7 protein-coding genes are annotated in these 18,500 nt (G+C 71.8%); 2 read left to right on the plus strand and 5 right to left on the minus strand.

The window, feature by feature from the left end; genetic code table 11:
- Positions 1-17: 17 nt before the first annotated feature.
- The 4 genes from OG792_RS19145 to OG792_RS19160 form a co-directional block, all read right to left on the minus strand.
- The gene (locus OG792_RS19145; RefSeq protein ID WP_329100760.1) at positions 18-1,505 is read right to left on the minus strand and encodes a condensation domain-containing protein; all 1,488 of its coding nucleotides are present in this window, start codon (positions 1,503-1,505) and stop codon (positions 18-20) included.
- Positions 1,502-10,720, minus strand: a complete 9,219-nt coding sequence (locus tag OG792_RS19150) for a non-ribosomal peptide synthetase/type I polyketide synthase (RefSeq protein ID WP_329100761.1) — start codon at positions 10,718-10,720, stop codon at positions 1,502-1,504. The genes OG792_RS19145 and OG792_RS19150 overlap by 4 nt, the downstream gene beginning before the upstream one ends.
- An 8-nt stretch (positions 10,721-10,728) precedes the next feature.
- Positions 10,729-11,982 carry an MFS transporter gene (locus tag OG792_RS19155; protein ID WP_329100764.1) on the minus strand — a complete coding sequence of 418 codons (1,254 nt, stop codon included), beginning with the start codon at positions 11,980-11,982 and terminating at the stop codon, positions 10,729-10,731.
- Between the two features lie 1,103 nt (positions 11,983-13,085).
- Positions 13,086-14,012 (minus strand): AfsR/SARP family transcriptional regulator, encoded by a 927-nt coding sequence (locus OG792_RS19160; protein ID WP_329100766.1) that lies wholly within the window; start codon positions 14,010-14,012, stop codon positions 13,086-13,088.
- Positions 14,013-14,228: 216 nt separating this feature from the next.
- On the opposite strand from OG792_RS19160, the gene OG792_RS19165 reads away from it, so the two are divergent.
- Together OG792_RS19165 and OG792_RS19170 are read left to right on the plus strand one after the other, a co-directional pair.
- On the plus strand, positions 14,229-15,434 hold the full coding sequence (locus tag OG792_RS19165) for a hypothetical protein (RefSeq protein ID WP_329100768.1): 1,206 nt from the start codon (positions 14,229-14,231) through the stop codon (positions 15,432-15,434).
- A gap of 15 nt (positions 15,435-15,449) precedes the next feature.
- Positions 15,450-16,388 (plus strand): carbohydrate kinase family protein, encoded by a 939-nt coding sequence (locus OG792_RS19170; RefSeq protein WP_329100770.1) that lies wholly within the window; start codon positions 15,450-15,452, stop codon positions 16,386-16,388.
- Here OG792_RS19170 and OG792_RS19175 read toward each other — a convergent pair.
- Positions 16,338-18,485 carry a tetratricopeptide repeat protein gene (locus tag OG792_RS19175; protein WP_329100772.1) on the minus strand — a complete coding sequence of 716 codons (2,148 nt, stop codon included), beginning with the start codon at positions 18,483-18,485 and terminating at the stop codon, positions 16,338-16,340. The genes OG792_RS19170 and OG792_RS19175 overlap by 51 nt on opposite strands.
- Between the last annotated feature and the right edge of the window lie 15 nt (positions 18,486-18,500).

Consider the following 18,500-nt stretch of genomic DNA (forward strand, 5'->3'; position numbering starts at 1 on the left):
GTGGCCGCCGCGAGTGCTCAGGCGCCGGGCAGCGGGCGGTCCGGGTGCTCGCAGGCGTCGGCGAGCAGGTCGACGTAGCTGGCCACCCAGGCGCGAGCGGTTCCGTCGGTGAGCCGGTCCAACGGGTACTCCAGATAGCCGTCGAGTCGGTCCGGGCCGGGTACCAGACCGAACATCAGCGCACCCCGCTCGGCGTCGGTCGGCACGTCGTGCACCCGTACGGCCAGGTCGGGCAGGTCGAGCCGCATGTCCAGGGTGTTCTGGAACGCGAAGCTCACCATCACCCCGGCCGGCATCGCGCCGCCCGCCGGCCCGAGGAACTGCCGGTAGATCCAGGCGGTGGGCAGCAGGTTGTCGATCCCGGCGAAGAGGCCGGCGGCGGTCTGGTCGACGAGGTCGGCGAACGTCGCGGCGGCGGCCGTACGGATCCGCAGCGGCAGCGCCGTGGTCATCACGGCGACCGCCTCCTCGTACGCCCGGGGTGAGCGGTTCGCGTGTGGCACCGACAGCGTCACGTCGGGCTGTCCGCTGAGCCGGGCCAGCAGGACCGCCATCGCGGCGGCGGTCACCGCGTTCACGGTGGCGCCGCGCGCCCGGGCGAGCGCTTCGGCGGCCAGCCGGGCCCGGTCCGGGATCTCGAACCGGTGGGTGGCGGCGCGTCCGCTGGCCCGGTCCGGGGCGGGGCCGTCGAACGGCAGGTCCAGGGTGAGCGGCCCGTCGCCGAGGTGCTCGGCCCAGTGGGCGAGCCGGCGGCGTCGGGTCGGCTCGTCCCACTGCTCCCGCTGCCAGCGGGCGTATCCGGTGCACTGCGCGGCGGGCGGGCCGAGGTCGGCCACACCCCCGGTGAGCGCGCTGCGGTAGCCGGCGGCCAGGTCGCGCAGCAGGACCGAGATGGCCCAGCCGTCGCAGGCGACGTGGTGCACGACCAGGACCAGCCAGGACTCACCCGGATCGAGGCGGATCAGGGCGTACCGCAGTGGCGCCTCGGCGGCCAGCGTGAACGCCGGCTCCACCACCGCCCGGCAGGCGGCCTCGGCCCGTACCCGCGCCTGGTCGGGCGGGAGTGCGGTCAGGTCGACAACCGGCAGCGGGACCGGCCGATGGGCGATGATCCGCTGGATCCGGGTGTCGCCGTCGCGCCCGAGCCGGGCCCGGAGCGCGTGGTGCCGGGCGACCAGCCCGTCGACGGCGGCGTCGAGCGCGGCGACGTCGAGTACGCCGACCAGTTCCAGCCGCAGCCCGACGTTCCAGCCGCTGGAGTTCCCGGTCCGCTCGACGTTCTCGATCATCCGGTCCTGCTGGGCCGAGAGCGGCGCCCGCGTCACCTCACGCTCGTCGGCCGGTCCGGCCAGCCAGCGCAGAAGCTCACCCTTGTACGACCGCAGCGCCGCCACCAGCTCCGGCGTCATCACCGCCGCCGGGGCGTCGTAGCGCAGTGTGCCGTCGACGCCGGTGAGTCGTACGTCGCGGACGGCGAGGTACTCCAGGACCTCCTCGAAGGTCACAGCGTGCCCCGTATCCGTCCGGCGTGACCGTTGATCGCGGGTGTGGCGTGCTCGCGCAGCCGGCCGACCATGGCGGAGACGGTAGGGGCGCGGAAGAAGTCGAGCGCCGGGTACTCGACGCCGGTCGCCTCGCGTACCCGGTTGAGCAGGCGCAGGGCGTTGATCGAGTGCCCGCCGAGGGTGAAGAAGGAGGACGCGTCCCCGATCTGCTCCGGTGCCCGGTCGAGTTCGGCGGCCCAGAGCGCCCGTACCGTTTCCCCGATGTCGTCGGTGACCTCGGCGACCGGCGGCGGCGGAGGCGGCACGGGCGCGGGCAGCGGCGGCGCCGGGCGCGGCGGCGGCACCGGCAGGGTGGGGGTGGGCAGGCCGGTACGGATCGTCGGCTCCGGCAGGCCGGCCCGGTCGAACTTGTTGTTGCCGGTCTGCGGCAGCACCGGCAGCAGCGCCCACACCCGGGGGATGAGCACGTCGGGCAGCTCGCGGGCCATCGCCGTCACCAGCCGGTCGGCGATCCCGTCGTGCGGTACGCCCGGCGCGGGCACCACGTACCCGGCCAGGTACACGTCCCCGTTGTGGTCCCGACGGGCCACCACTATGCCGTCGGCGACCAGGTCCAGTCCGCGCAGTACGGCCGACGCCTCCCCCGGCTCGACCCGGTTGCCCCGGATCTTGACCTGGTCGTCGGCCCGCCCGAGGAACACGAGCACCCCGTCGGTGGTCCACCGGACCAGGTCGCCGCTGCGGTAGAAGCGGGCACCGGGTCCGCCGCCCGGATCGTCCACGAACCGTTGCGCGGTCAGCTCGGGCCGGTTCAGGTACCCGCGCCCCACCCCGGCCCCGCCGATGAACAGCTCCCCCACCGCACCGAGCGGAGCCAGGTTGCCCCGCTGGTCGCGTACCTCGACGTGGATGTTGTCCAGCGGGCGGCCGATCGGGATCGGGCCGGCGGATGCCTTCGACGCGTCGGCCACCACGTCCACCACCACGACGACCGTGGTCTCGGTCGGCCCGTAGATGTTGTGCAGCACGTACGGCAGGTCGGGGTGCGGGCGTACCCGGAGCTGCTGGCCGCCGACGGCCAGGTGGCGCAGGCGTGGCTGGGCCACGACGGGCAGCGAGAGCAGCCCCTCGCCGATCGGCGTGGGCAGCATCGCGATGGTCACCCCGGCGGTACGCATCCAGCGGGCGAGCGCCATCGAGTCCAGGCGCACGGCGTCGTCGGCGATCGTCAGGCTGGCGCCGGCCATGAGGATCGGCCAGATCTCCAGCATGGAGGCGTCGAAACTCTGCCCGCAGACGGCGGCGCCGCGATCGGCGGCGGTCAGCTCCAGCTTGTCGTGGTACCACCGGCACAGGTTCAGCACGCTGCGGTGGGTGATGACCGTCCCCTTCGGCCGGCCCGTCGAACCGGACGTGTAGATCACGTAACACGGCGCGTCCGGGTCGTCCGCCACCCGCGTCAGGGCGCCGCGCACGGTGGCCTCGTCCACCTCCACGTCGAGGTAGACCGGGCGGACGCCGTCGGGCAGGTCCGGCGGCTCGTTGCCCTCGGTGGTCAGCACCACCCGGGCACCGCTGTCCGAGATCATGAAGTGCACCTGCCGGTCGTTGAGCAACGGATCCAGCGGCAGGTAGGCCGCGCCCGTACGCAGCACCGCCAGCGTGGCCACGACGAACTCCGGCGACCGGGGCAGCCACAGCGCCACGATCTCACCGGCCCCGACGCCCAGCGTGGCCAACCGGTCGGCGAGCACCGAGGCCCGCTCGTCGAGCTGCCGGTAGGTCAGCACGCTGCCGCCGCCGATCAGCGCCACGCTCTGCGATGTCCGGTGCGCCCACTGCCGTACCGCGTCGTGCAGGCAGCCCGACGGCAGCTCGCGGCGCCGGCCGGTGCCCCAGCGGGCCAGCTTCTCCCGGTCCGCGTCGAGAACGCCGACCAGCGCCGAGATCGGCGTACGGGGGTCGCGGGCCGCCGCCTCCAGGATCGCGACCAGGTACGACAGCAGCCGCTCGACGCTGCTCGAATCGAACAGGTCGGTGTCGTACTCCAACCGGCAGCCGATCCCGTCGGCGTGGTTGGTCACGTAGAGGCTCAGGTCGACCACCGCGCGCTCGGCCCGGTGTTCCAGCGTACGGGCGCCGACGCCGGGCAGGTCAAACCGGAACGCGTCGTCGTTTTCGAACTCGACAATGGTCTGGAAGATCGGGTTCCGGCCGGGGTCCCGGACCGGCCGCACCGCGCGTACCACCGAGTCGAGCGGGACGTGCGCGTGGTCGTACCCGTCGAGTGCGGTGCCGCGTACCCGCCCGAGCAGGTCGGCGAAGGTCGGATCGCCGGACAGGTCCAGCCGCAGCGCGATCGTGTTGAGGAAGAACCCGACCACCTGTTCGGCGCCGGCCGGCCGGTCCGACACCGGTGTGCCCACTATCAGGTCGTCGGTCCGGGTGAACCGGCGCAGCGTGGCCGCGTACCCGGCCAGCATGGTCATGAACAGCGTGCTCCGGTGCTCGCCGCCGAGCCGGCGCAGTCGCATCGACAGCTCCGGGTCGAGCGTACGGCGCACCGACGCGCCGTTGCCGGCCTGCACGGTCGGGCGCGGGCGGTCCGTCGGCAGGTCCAGCACCGGCAGGTCCCCGGCCAGCCGCTCCCGCCAGTAGTCCAGCTCCGCGCCGGTGCCGGGGGCATCGCCGTTGGCGCCGCTGTCGCGGGTGCCGCTGCCGTGGGTGCCGCTGCCGTAGGCGCCGCTGGCGTGGGTGCCGCTGGCGTGGGTGCCGTTGGTGCTGGCGGCCTCCCGGTGGGCCAGGTCCAGACAGTCCAGGGGCAGATCCGGCAGGTCGGCCGGGTGCCCGGTCAGCTCCGCCCGGTACAGCGCGGACAGGTCCCGGGCCAGCACCGTCGCGGAGGTCGCGTCGAGGACTATGTGGTGGAACGAGAGCACCAGCACGTGCCGCTCGTCGGACCAGCGCAGCAGCCGGCTCACGAACAGCGGGCCGGTGGCCAGGTCGAACGCGCGTCGACTCTCGGCGGCCAGGGCCGACCGTACGACGTCGTCCTCGTCCCGGCCGGTGTGCTGCTCGACGGCGAAGTCCAGGGTGCCCCGGCCGAGCACGATCTGCACCGGTTCGCCGTCCCGCTCGCGGAACACGGTACGCAGCGCGCCGTGCCGGGCCACCAGCCGTCCGAGCGCGGTGTGCAGCGCCGGCACGTCCAGCCGCCCGTCGAGTCGTACGGCGGTCGGCTCGTTGTAGGCGCCCCGGCCCGGGTTCAACCGTTCGAGGAACCACATCCGCGACTGCCCGCGCGACAACGGCCCCGACCGGTCCGGACCGACCCGCGGGCCCGCGCCCAACGCGGCCGTGTCGACGTCGACCGGCACGAGCGGTGTGGAAGCGGGCGCCGTGACAGCAGGCGGCGCGACAGCAGGCGGTCCGGCCGGCGCGGTTCGCGCCTCGTGGTAGCGGGCGCGCAGGCGGTCGAGGTGCGGCAGCCCCGCCCGCAGCTGCTCCGGCCGCACCCCGAAGTCCACCAGCGCGGCCACCTCGTCCACGCCCGCCGCCGTGAGCGCGTCGATCAGCGCGGCGCCCTGCTCGGGCGAACCGATCAGCGCGCGGGACTCGCAGTACCGGTCGTAGGCGCGCCGGAACACGTAGTCCAGGTCCTCCTCGCGGGCGTCCTGGAGGTCGACCCGGAAGCCGAGACTGTTGGTCAGCTGCCCGAACAGCGACAGCGAGGACCGCATGTACGCCCGCAGCGGCGCGAACGCCTCGGACCGGGCCCGCCCCGAGTCCTCGCCGAGGTAGGTGTGCACGAGCACGACGACCCGGCCGCCCCGTGGGTCGAGCCCGTGCGCGGCACGGGTCTTGCGATAGCGCGCGATGTTGTCGGCCAACTGCTCCACCGACTGGCTCATCAGGTTGGTGACGATGCCGAGGTCGTGCTCGGCCGCCCGCTGGTACGACTCCGGGTTGCCGACGACCGCGACGAACATCGGTGGCACCGCCTGTACGGGGCGCGGCAGGGTGCGTACCTCGATGGTCTCGCCGGTGCCGGAGCGGCGTTGCACCGCCTCCCCTCGCCAGAGGCGTCGTACCTGGTCGAGGTGGCCGTACATGACGTCGCGGGCGGGTGCGAAATTGTCCGGGGCGAGCACGAAGTCGCCCGCGTGCCAGCCCGGCGCGCAGCCGATCCCGACCCGTCCGCCGGACAATCGGTCCACCATGGACCATTCCTCGGCGACCCGGATCGGGTCGTGCAGCGGCAGCACCACCGAGCCGGCGTGCAGCCGGATCCGGCTCGTCTCGCGGGCCAGCGCGGCGGCCAGCACCACCGGGTTGGGGAACACGCCGCCGAAGGAGTGGAAGTGCCGCTCCGGAATCCACACCGCGTGGAACCCGTGCTCGTCGGCGAACCGGGCGGTCTCGACAATCGACTCGTACGGGTCGACCGGATCCCCGTCGTCCGCCGTCGCGTCCTGCGGGTAGTCCCCGAAGAAGTACACACTGAAATCCGGCGCCGCCCGCACCACCCCCGGCTCTACCGGCTCGGTCGCCGGGAGCACCGGCACGGGTGCCGGCACGGGTGCCACGGCCGGCAGCGGTGCGGACGCGGGTACGGCGGTTACCTGCGGGCGGGTCAGGAAGCCGGCCGCGCGCATCTCCCGCAGCGAGCGTTCCACCGCGTCGATGACGGCGTCGACGTCGTCGTCGGTGTGTTCGGTGGAGAGGAAGAAGTTGCGCCACTCCCAGACGTACACGCCCTTGAGCAGCAGGTGGTGGTAGAGCAGTTCGAGGTCGGCCCGGTGCTCGAAGCGGAACTGGGAGCCGAAGTGGCCGAGCCGGACCGGATACTCGTCCTCCTCGAAGAATGCGTTCAGCGTGCCGACCAGCCGGTCGGTCCGGGTGTTGAGCGCCTGTTGCAGGTCCGGGCTCTGCTGCTTCAGCCGGGTCAGTACGGCACGGGCGGCCACCATCGACACCGGATGCTGGATGTAGGTGCCGCCGAAGAAGGTCGTCTCGCGCTCGGGGCGGCTGTCGTCGCCGTACCGCCAGAAGCCGCCGTCGACGCCGTCCATGATGTCGGCGCGGCCGGCGATCGCCCCGATCGGGAAGCCGCCACCGAGCAGTTTGCCGTACGTGGCGAGGTCCGGGGTCACGCCGAACAGGCCCTGCGCGCCGCGCGGGTGCGGCCGGAACCCGGTCAGCATCTCGTCGAACATCAGCACGATGCCGTACCGGTGGGTGATCTCGCGCAGCCGGTGCAGGAACGCGGTCGGCTGGAGCGTGGGGTGGCGGCTCTGCACCGGCTCGACGATGACGGCGGCGAGCCGTTCGCCGAGCGCCTCGATCGTCTCCAGGGCATCCGGCGTGCCATAGTCGAGCACCACCAGGTCGGCGACGGCGCTGGCCGGGATGCCGGTGGAGACCGCGACGGTGGTCCGGTCCGCGCCGGTGCCGACCGAGCGGCCGAGCACGTTGTCGGCGTGCCCGTGGTACGACCCGTGGAACATGACTATCGTGTCGCGTCCGGTGGCGGCGCGGGCGAGCCGGATCGCGGCGGAGTTCGCCTCGGTGCCCGAGTTCGCGAACGCCACCCGTTGCATCCCGGTCAGCTCACTGAGCAGGGTGGCGGCCTCCCCGGTGTCGACGCTGCGCGGGCCGAGTTGGACGCCCCGGGACAGGTGCTCGCGTACCGCGTCCGCGACGAAGTCGGGCTCGTGGCCGAAGAGCAGCACGCCGAAGCCCATGGTGATGTCGAGGTACCGGTTGCCGTCCACGTCCTCCAGCCAGGCGCCCTTCGCGCGCTGGCCGGCGATCGGGTACAGCATCTCCTTGGTGGCGCCGCGGAACCCGACCACGGCCCGGCTGTCGGCCAGCACGCCCCGGTAGCGCTGGGCGATCTCCTTCGAACGCCGGGTCTTCGCCACGAACTGACGTTGCAGGTCCTCCACGTGGGCCCGCTGGCCGTCGGTGGCGACCGCGCCGGCCTGCCCCGCGCCGGGCGCCACGACCACCCTCGGCCCGTGCACCTCGGCCACCGCCGCCGGCTGCGGCGCCGGAGCCGGTTCCGCTACCTCGGGTACGACCACAGCGGCCGGCGCCTCCACCACGCGCGGCTCCACCACCGGCGCGGTCACCGGGGCGACCACCGGCACCCGGCGGGACAGGATCAGACGGGACAGCCGGTGCGGGGTGTCCGCCTCCTCGAACAGCTCCCGCATGGCCAGCCGTACGCCGAACTCGCCCTCGAACTCCCGCAGCGCGTTGATCATCGCGAGGGAGTCGGCGCCCATCTGGAAGAACGGGCGGTGGATGTCGATGTCGGCCGGGGCGCAGCCGAGGTGCCGGGCGCTGATCTCGCGTACCCGTTCGACCACCGGCCCGAGGTGGGGCTCGGTGGTGTCGGCGACCGCGCCGGTGCGGGTGTCGCGGCCGGTGTCAACGTCAACCATCACGCCTCCAGGGTCGGTGCGGGCCAGCGGCGGTCCGGTCCAGTGGACCCGTCGTTGGAACGGATAGGCGGGCAGCGGCACCCGGTGCCCGGCACCGGGGCCGAGCACGGCGGCCCAGTCCAGGTCGACCCCGTGTACGTGCAGCCGGGCGACCGCCTCGAAGTGCTGGTCGAGCCCGACGCCCCGGCGCTGGGCGGCGAGCACCGGCGAGCCGGGCAGCGCCGGCCGGAGCAGCCCGACCAGGCTCGGGTGCGGGCCGAGTTCCAGCACCGGGCTGCCGGCCACGCCGTCCCCGGCCGCCGCGAGCGCGGCCGTGACCAGGTCGAACCGGACCGCCGCCCGGGTCTGCCGGACCGGGTACGCCGGATCCAACCGGTGCCCGACCGGCAGTACGGTCCCGTCCATGCCGCTGACCAGCGGGATGTCCAGCGGGGCGAGCGGGATCGCGGCGAGCACCTCGCCCAGCGGGGCGATGATCGGGTCGAGCAGGGCGGTGTGGAAGGCGCGGTTGACGGCGAGCCGGTGCCAGCGCAGCCCACGCTCGTCCAGCCGACGGCAGGCGGCATCGATCGCCTCGACCGGCCCGGCGACGACGTGGTTCTCGGCCGCGTTGATCGCGGCCAGGTCGAGCCGCCGGTCGTCGGCGAGCAGGTCGTCGACCGCCGGTCGGGCGGCGAACACCGCGACCATCCCGCCGGGTGCGGTGTACTCGCGCATCAGCCGTCCGCGCAGTCCGGTGAGCCGCAGCCCGTCCTCGATCGACAGTGCGCCGGCCGCCGCCAGGGCCGCGTACTCGCCGACGCTGTGGCCGGCGACGAGGTGTGGCGTCACCCCGAACGACCGCCACAGTCGGGTCAGCGCGACCTGGTACGCGAACAGCGCCGGCTGGGCCACGTCGGTCTCCCAGACCGGACCGGTACCGGCCGAGCCGTCCGCCGCCGCCGGGTCGCCCCCGGCGTCACCGAGCAGGGGCGTGAGCAGCGAGGGTCCACCGGTCCGGCGCTGGTACGCCTCGCACTCGTCCAACACCTCACGAAACCGTGGATAGCGCCGGTAGAGCGGTGCGGCCAGCCCGGCGTACGGGGTGCCCTGCCCGCCGTACACAAAAATGGGTGTGATTCCCCCGGCCGGCACCGGGCCGGCGGTCGCGACCCGGTTCGCGACCTGCCGCTGCGGCGCGGCGAGGTAGGTGTCCAACGCGTCCGCGAGCGCCGTCGGCGTCGCACCCGTCACGACCAGCCGGTGCCGCAGGTGCGGGCGGCCGAGCGCGGCGGTGCCGACCAGGTCGTCCAGGTCCGGTCCGGGGTCGGCGCGAAGGTGGTCGCGGAACCGGCCGGCGAGCGTACGCAGGCTGTCCGGGTGGTCCGCGGACAGCGGCAGCGGCACCGGATCCGGCGGGGTTCGCCGGCCCGGTGCGACCTGCCGTGGCTGTCGGGTCGACGGTGGTGGCTCTTCGAGGATCAGGTGCACGTTCGTCCCGCCGACCGCGAGCGAGGTCACCCCGGCCCGGCGCGGGCCGGGCAGGTCCGGCCAGGGCCGCGCCTCGGTCGGGATGAAGAACGGGCTGCCGGCCAGGTCCAGCGCCGGATTGGGCCGCTCGAACCCGACCAGCGGCGGAATCTCCCCGTGTTTGAGCACCAGCACCGTCTTGAGCAGGCCGGCCATTCCGGCGCAGGCGTCCAGATGGCCGATGGCGGGTTTGGCCGAGCCGATCGCGCAGTACCCGGTCCGGTCGGTGCGTTCCCGGTACGCGGAGGTCATGCCGTCGAACTCGATCGGGTCGCCCTTGTACGTGCCGGTGCCGTGGGTCTCCAGGTAGCCGATGGTGTCGGGCGACACCCCGGCCACGTCGAGTGCGCGCAGGATGGCGCCCCGCTGCCCGGTCGCGCTCGGCGCGAGGTAGCTCAGCTTCGAGGCGCCGTCGTTGTTGACGCCGCTGCCCAGGATCACCCCGTGGATGGTGTCGCCGTCGGCGACCGCGCGGTCGTACCGTTTGAGCAGCACGGCGGCGACCCCGTTGCCGCCGACGGTCCCGTCGGACGACGCGTCGAACGCGCGGCACCGGCCGGACCGGGACAGGATGGTGCCCTTGACGTGCCGGTAGCCGAGGATCTGCGGGGTGTGCACCGCCGCCGCGCCGGCCAGGGCCAGGTCGGCGTCACCGGCGAGCAGCGCCTGCCCGGCCAGGTGCACCGCCACCAGCGAGGTCGAACAGCCGGTCTGCACCGTGATCGCCGGCCCGGTGAGCCCGAGCCGGTAGGCGACCCGGGTCGCGGCGAAGTCGTTGAAGTTGCCCACGGCGACCTGGAACGCGGAGGCGAAGTCGCCCTCCCACCGGGCCTCGCCCAGGTTGTTGCGCAGGTACGTGTTGAGCGGGTACAGGTGGTAGCCGACGCCCGCGAAGATCCCCACCCGTACGTCGGGCGGCGTCGCCGCGTACCCGCCGTTCTCCAGTGCGTGGTGACAGGTTTCCAGGAAGAGCCGGTGCTGCGGGTCGACGGTGCGCGCCTCCTGCGGGCTCATCCCGAAGAACTCCGCGTCGAACGAGTCGATGTCGTCGAGCACCCCGCTGACCGCCACGAAGTCGGGTGACTCGCGTACCGACGCAGGTATCCCGGCACCGGCCAGCTCCGCCGGGCCGAACCTCCGTACGCTGGTCACGCCGCTACGGATGTTGTGCCAGTAGCCCTCGGGCGTGTCCGCGCCGGGCAGCCGGAACGCCATCCCGACGATCGCTATCCGCCGGTCGTCGGTGCTGCCGTACATCGTGTCCCTCATTTCGCCGGCCGCCGCCGGATCGACAGCGCGGCCACCATGACCAGGGCAATCAGCACCGCGAGGCCGTGGAACGTGGTGACCACGGTCAGCGGGGTGAGGCGTTCCAGCAGGAACGAGCAGGCCACCATGCCGATGCCGAAGCCGAGGTTCTCCGCCATCGCGGAGAAGCCGAAGACGTACCCGCGCTGCTCGTCGGGGGCGGCCTGCAACCGGCTGTTGTACGCGATCTCGGTGAAGCCGTCCGCCACACCGGCGATGGCGGCGACCAGAATCGCCAGCGGCAACGGCGGTGCGGTGAAGGTGAGGATGAACGCGGCCGACATGAGCGCGGCGCCGAGCGCGAACGCCCGCTCGTCGATGGTCCGACCGGTACGACCCGCCCAGGCGGCGACGGCCCGCTGGGCGACGATGTTGCCGATCGCCCAGGTGGCCCAGAACTGCGACACGAAGGCGGCCGGGTGCTCCGGGTCGAGCGCGGTGGAGAACACCGGCAGGCCGACGTTGTGCGACGCCGACCCGAACGCGTCGATGGCACGCAGACTGATCAGGGCGAGCAGGATCGGGGTCAGCCGCAGGTAGCGCAGGGCGGTGAGCTGTGCCGCGAGCACCCCCGGTGCCTTTTGCGCCCCGCCCGACCCGGCTTTCGCCTCGGTGCGGCGGGTGGTGATCGGCAGTCGGGCCAGGTTCGCGGCCGAGAAGAGGAACGCCCCGGCGTCGATGAGGAACGCGCCGGAGTAGCCGACCGTGGCGATGAGTAGACCGGCCGAGGCGAATCCCGCCACCATCGCGATCGAGCGGCCGGTGGCGAGCAGCGCGTTGGCGCGTACCCGCTGGTCCTGACCGACGATTTCGGGGATGCTGCTGCGCAGCGCGACGCTGGTGAGGGTGGCGCCGGTGCCGGTGACGACCGCGACGAGGTAGAGCAGCCCGGCCTGGGACGCGGCCGGCGCGAGCACCAGCCCGATCAGGGCGAGCGCCTGGGTGACATCGGAGATCACCATGATCCGCTTGCGGTCGAGCCGGGAGACGAGGCTGCCGGCGCCGAAGCCGGCGAGCACGCTCGTGGCGAGGCGCAGCGCCATGATCAGCCCGGTCTGCAACGCGCTGCCGGTCAGCGAGTACGCGAACAGGTTGAGCGCCACCATGTCCAGGTAGCTGCCGTACGCCGAGACGGCGTTGCCGACCACCAGGAACCGGAAGTGCCGCATCCCGTCCCGCGTACGCCCGGCGCCTCGATCCAGGATCGTCACGGGCAGAAAAAGGGCGCGTTAATTGTTGTCGACGTCAGGCGCCTGACGCGACCAGCAGGGGATGAATTGTGCGGCAAATTGTGCCCCCAGGACCGGCGGACGCCGTTGGCGCGCATTCGATAGGGCGACTTCCGCGAGTCAGAGTATGGGAATGCCTGGATGTTAGCAAGGTCCACTTCGGAAGGTCATCGAGTGACCCCTTGATCCGGAAGTTCGGTGATTTGTCCACATGGGACAGCCTGCCGGGTATGGCCCGATTCAGGGCAGTCGCCATACCCCGGAGCAGGGCAAACACCTCGGCAGCCACAGGACTGCCGTCGGGCCCGTGCGGGATCGAGGTGGGCGATCGGACGGGCGATGACCGCGACCGACACCACGGGTCGGAGCGTACGGATTGCCGGGCGCTCGTCGCGCCGATGGTGCGTCTGCCGGCGTACACGATGCCCGCCGGGCAGATCACCGGCGCCAGGCGACCAGTGGCTCGCCCGGCACCGACACTCCCGCTATCAAATATTACTCACGTCATCCGGCGAAGATCGTCTCCCAATGGACGTACTGGGTCGCCGCCCCGCAGGCAACCACGCCGGCCAGTACTAGCCCGCGGACTCTGTACACAAAATGCTCCCTCCGCCGAATCACTGGCGATAACTCCGATCGCGAGTGAGGCACAATAGCAACAGAGGCACCCACATCGGCGGGCACCTCTCGGGGATTGGTTCGGCCAGGATACCCATGCCGAAACAGCCGGGATTTCAGCAGGCCGACATAACCGCAACGATCACGAAGGGTCACCTTCTCATGACCGGCACGTAACCTGTATTCCCTTGCCCGCGGTAGCGAGTGCGAGGACGCTATCACGAAGGTCCGGATCGACCCATTCACGGTCGCGACCTGCGAAAACGTGGACTCGTAACCGAGAGCACCGCAATGGCCACGCATCACTTGAACAGCCGTAATGCCATCGATCGAACCAGAGCGCGCTGCGGATTGCCGAGCCAGTGCCGTTCGACCAGGGGTTCTTCCGGCCCCGGCGTCGCGCCTCCCCGCCCACTAGTACATAATGGGGTAAAACTGGACAAATACGAGAGGCGTCGCCGCCCCGATCACTCGGATTCCGTAATGTATTGATTTCCGCCGGCCTGATAAACGGTTCCGTTGGACCAGGCCGTCATGGCCACGGCGCCATTTCGTTTCGGCTGATTATCGGTGCTCGGCGGTGGCGATGACCGGTCCACGATATCCGGCAGGAACGGCGCCCCGAGCGGCTCGTGCCCGGATCCCGCAATGGTCGTATCGCTGGCCAATCTTCGGGCCAGCGCATTGACGTCCGCGCTCGGCCGTACGCCCACGGCGTCCCACATTCGTCGTGCAGCGCGCGAAACGAAGTCCGGGATCATCGATTGCTGGCCACAATGAGCCAGGCCGACCATTGCCAGCGTTATCACCCGGTCGGTGGGCACTATCTCGTTGACCAGTCGGGTGGCCGTGGTCGCCACCGACACATGGTCGCCCACCTTGATCTGCTGTTCGAACAGGGCACAGATCGCATCGAGCCGTTCCTGTTGCAGGGCGTGCCGGCATCGATCGGCCCAGTCGCCGTTCACGTTCGCCAACGGATCGCCCAACCAGAGGTCAAGCGCCCGCCGGTACGCGACAACAGCGTCATCATGCTCGCCCGAATTTGCCTTTGCCCGGCCCTCGGCCACGAGTGCGACGAAGCGGTGGTAGTCGACCACCGCCGGGGAGACGCGGAGTTCGTAGGAGCGGGGTCGCCGGTTCACCAGCCAGTCCCGGCCGCCACCGGCCTCCTCGATCACCCGTCGGACAGCCCGCACGTAATGGGCGATCGTCTCGTCCGCCTTCGCCGGAGGATGATCACCCCAGACGTTCTCGACAAGGGTCGAGACGCGAACGGGGCGACCGGCACTGAGCGCGAGAGTGGCCAGGACGCAGCGCTCCGTGGCGCGCCCCAGACCGATGATCCGATCTTCGACGTGGATCTGCACACTCCCCAGCAACCGAAGATCCATTTTGTCTCCCGCGAGCGGTGGCAGTGGTCGCGCTGATGAAAGTGTGGCACTGCGGCCGTACCCCGGGATTTTTTCAACCGGTTTCATTGGCACTGACCTGCGTCGATATGCTGGCGTCCGGGTTCGTGTCCAATGTGGTGCCCGCACTGGTGTCCGGCGTCCCCCCGCATCCTCTGACCGCGATGTTGGAGCCGAGGTCGAGGCGAGGTGCGTGCGATGGCACAGGAATGGTTACGGGTTCCGATAGGAAGGGACGCCGGGCCCTGGCGGACCGCGGCGACGCAGCGGGTGGTCCTGGCCGTGGTGCACACGGTCGCCAGCGCCGGTCACGTGTTGGACGCGGTGGAGCTGCTGGAGTCCGACCGGCGGATCCAGGTGGTGTTCACCCAGGCGCCGGATCTGTTCAGCAACGGCGTACGGGAACACCTGCGCGCCCTCGGCGGCGTGGTGATTCCCTGGCACCAGGCCACCCAGACCGACTTCGACCTCGTGCTGGCGGCGGACTGCTCGGGAGTGCACGAGCTGCACGGTCCGGTGGTCATGTTGTCGCACGGGGTGGTGAACAACAAGGTGGCGCCGGCGGCGCTGGGCGGACCGGCCAGCGGGCTGGTGGTGGGGCTGGGCGCCCCCTGGCTCACCTGGTACGGACGCCTGGTCCCGGCGGCAGTCGCCGTGTCCCACCGACAGGTGATCCCGGTGCTGGCCCAGCAGTGTCCGCAGGCCGTTCCGGTGGCGATCGTGACCGGTGACCTGTGCCTGGACCGGCTGAGTGCGAGTGCACCGCACCGCGACGCCTACCGGCGCGCACTCGGGGTGCCGGAGCGACACATGGTGGTCGCGGTCAGCTCGACCTGGGGGCCGGACTCGTTACTGGGACGATCGTGGCGGATGCTGTTCGACCTGCTGCACCAGCTACCGGAGTCGACGTACAGCGTGCGGGTCACCATGCACCCGGCGGCATGGTTCGGTCATGGTCCGCGTCAGGTCATGGGCTGGTTGCGGCAGCACCGGCGGGCGGGTCTACGACTGGTGGAGCCGACCAGTTGGCGGGGACTGGTCACGGCCGCCGACGTCCTGATCGGCGACCACGGGTCGGCGACCACCTACGCCGCCGCGATCGGCGTGCCGGTGCTCCGCTCCCCCACCCCGCCCGGCTCCACCGCCCCCGGCTCGGCCACCGAACTGCTGGCTCGGACGGCGCCGGCACTGGCGCCGGACCGGCCGTTGTCGGCCCAGCTCGACGCCGCGATACTGGCCGCCCGCCGGCACCCGAATGCACCGGTCGCGGCGGCGATCTCCTCCGAGCCGGGCCGGGCGGCGGGACTGTTGCGCGCCCACCTGTACCGCCTCGCGGCCCTGTCCGAGCCCACCGGCGGCTGCGCCGCCGCGCCCGTGGGTCCACCAGTTCTCGTCGACGAGTAAGGAGCGACCTTCATCATGGGCAGCAGAATTGTGGTCGCCGGGGTGGCCAGCCTCGCCGTTCACCTGGCCGTCGACGGCTTTCCGGTCCGCTACGCGCCGGTGTCCACGCCGGCCTGGCTGGACACCGGTCCGGGTGGTGCCGGCGCCCAGATCGCCACCATCCTCAAGGGTCTCGGCGACGAGGTCGATCTGTGCACGGTGGTCGGTGCCGACGCGGCCGGCGCGATCGTACGGGAGCAACTGCGGGCCGCCGAACTGGACGGACCCGGTGTCGTCGAGGGTCCGGCCTCCTCGCAGACGGTCGTGCTGGTCGCGCCGGACGGCCAACGGATGGTGTACCCGCACCTGGCGGTGGTCAACGCGGTGCGCTATCCGGAGTCGAGGTTCGTGCAGGCCCTGTCCGGGGCCGACCTGGCGATCCTGACCAACACCGATTTCGTACGCGCGCTGCTGCCGGCCGCGGTGCTCCGGGGGGTGCCGATAGCGGTCGACGTCAACGTGATCGCCGACATCAACGAGGTGTATTACGCCCCATGGTTGGACGTAGCGGACATCATCTTCAGCAGCCACGAGCGGCTTCCCTGCCCGGCGCCGGAGTGGATCGCCCGGGTGCTGACCCGCTATCCCGGGGCGGCGATGGCGGCCGTCGGCTGTGGTGCGCGGGGCAGCATCCTGGGGCTGCGCGACGGACGGCTGGTCACCGCGGCGGCGGTCGCCCCGCTCGGCGTACGCAACACCTCGTCGGCCGGCGACTCCCTCTTCGCCGCCTTCCTGCACAGCTGGATGGCCAGCGGGAATCCGGTCGAGGCGCTCGGTGACGCGGTCGTCTTCGCCGGCTGGCGGATCGGACACCGCCAGCCGACGTCGGTGCTGCTCAACGAGTCGGAGCTGGCCCAACTGCGATCACGGCATCCGGTCCGGATCAGCCTCGGCTGGTGGGATCAGCCGAGCTAGCCGACTCACCTGCTCGGCCTCGACGTCCCCGAGTTGCCGATAGATCCGCAGCGCCTCGGTCAGTCGGACCCGCGCCTCGGCGAACTCTCGCTGGTTCAGCGCGAGTTCGCCGAGCCGGTGCAGCGCCTGCGCCTGCCCCCGTGGAGAGCCGAGGCCCCGCATGTCGGCGAGTCCGCCGTCCAGCTCCTGCCGGGCCCGTTGCCGCTCGTTCGAGTGGCCGAGCGCGCGGCCCAACTCGATCCGGATCCGAGCGGCGTTGTACGGGTCGACGTCGCCGAGCCCGGCGAACACCGCCGCCGCGTCCCGCAGGTGGGACAACGCCCGCGGGTAGTCCGCCAACTCGTTCCCGACCAGGGCCAGGTTCAGCAGCGCCAGGCCGGTACGCCGGTGCTCGCCCAGTTCCCGGCACAGCCGCAGTTGGCGCTCGAAGAACGAGGCGGCGTCGGGGTACCGGTGCAAAGCCAGCGCGACGGAGCCGAGCCCCTCGTACGCCGAGGCCGTCCCGTACCGGTCGCCGATCTTCTCGCACAGGCTCAGGCAGCGCCCGAACAGCTCGCCCGCCTCGTCGAACCGGGCCACGTCGAAGTGCGCGAACGCCCATCGGCGCAGCATCCGCGCCTCGCGGTCGGGGTCCTCCAGCCGTCGGGCACACTCCACCCCGAGGCGATCCACCAGCATCCGGTCCCGGTGGTGGCGACGGTAGTGGAAGAGGGGCCACATGGCGTCCGCGAGCTGCCAGGCCAGCAGCGGCGACTCCGGCGCGGCGTACTGGATCACGGCGACCAGATTCGCCCGCTCCTCCTCCAGCCAGGACAGTGCCTCGTCCCGGTCGGCCAGCACGACGGCGTCGGCGTCCAGCAGGGTGAGGGGGCTGTCCCGGTCACGGCGCCGGTAGGGGGTCAACCGGCGATCCGCGGCCATCGTCCCGGCCAGGTACCACTCGAAGATGCGTCGGGTCAGCGTGGTGTGGTCCGGGTCGGCGTCGGCGTGCTGCCTCGCATGCAGACGAACCAGGTCATGCAGCCGATATCGGTCCTCGGCCGTTTCACTGAGCATGCTCGCCTGCAACAGCGCGTCCAGCAGCGCGGCCGCCTCCTCGTCGTCCACCCCCAGCGCGGCGGCCACCACCACGCTACCGAACTCCACCCCGGGGTGCAGTCCCAGCACCCGGTAGCACCGGGCGACGGGTGGGGCCAGCTCCTGGTACGACAGTTCGAAAGCTCCCTGCACGGACACGTCCTCCCGGCCACCGAGGGTGTACAGCCGTTGGTGTTCCTTGGCCAACTCGTTGACAACGCGGCTGATCGGCCAGCGGGGTCTGGTCACCAGCCGTGCTCCGGTCACCGTCAACGCGATGGGTAGCCCCGCGCACATCCGTACCAACGACGAGGTCGAGGCCGGGTCGCCGTCGGTCCGGTCCGCACCGACCGCCCTGGTCAGCAGTTCCGTGGCCGCCGGCTCGGTCAACGGCTCGACGGTCAGGAAGCGGGCACCGTCCACCACCAGCCCGCCGAGGCGCCAGCGGGCGGTGACCAGGACCACGCAGGCCGACGAGGCCGGCAGCAACGGGCGTACCTGGGCCGCGGACACCGCGTTGTCCAGCAGTAGCAGCAGCTTCCTGTCCGCGGTCATCGACCGGAACATCGCCGCCTGCTCGGCGGTTTCGGCCGGGACGCGCTCGGGGGCCACCCCCAGCGAACGCAACACCTGTCCGAGGATCTCGCTCGGAGCCGCCGGGCCGGCGGGGTCGAAGGCGCCGAGGCGGCCGTACAACTGGCCGTCGGGGAACTGCCCACCTTCCCGTTGGGCCCACCGCAGGGCCAGCGCCGACTTGCCGATTCCGCCCACACCGGTGATGACGACCAGGGCCGGGCCGTCCCTCGGTTCGGCCAGCAGCCGGTCGATCTCCAGCAGCTCGGCGTCCCGTCCGACAAAATGGGCCGGTGGTGCCGGGGGCTGCCGGGGGACGGGGACCTCATCGGCTTCCCGATGGTGGAAGTGCACGCCCCCGTGGACACTGCCGGCCTGCACGGTCGGCCCCAGTACGGTGCCGCGCAGGGCGTTGCTTACGTCACCACTTCCGCTGCTGCGCGACATGGCGCATTCCCCGCC

This window comes from Micromonospora sp. NBC_01699, from assembly GCF_036250065.1.
GTDB lineage: Bacteria > Actinomycetota > Actinomycetes > Mycobacteriales > Micromonosporaceae > Micromonospora_G.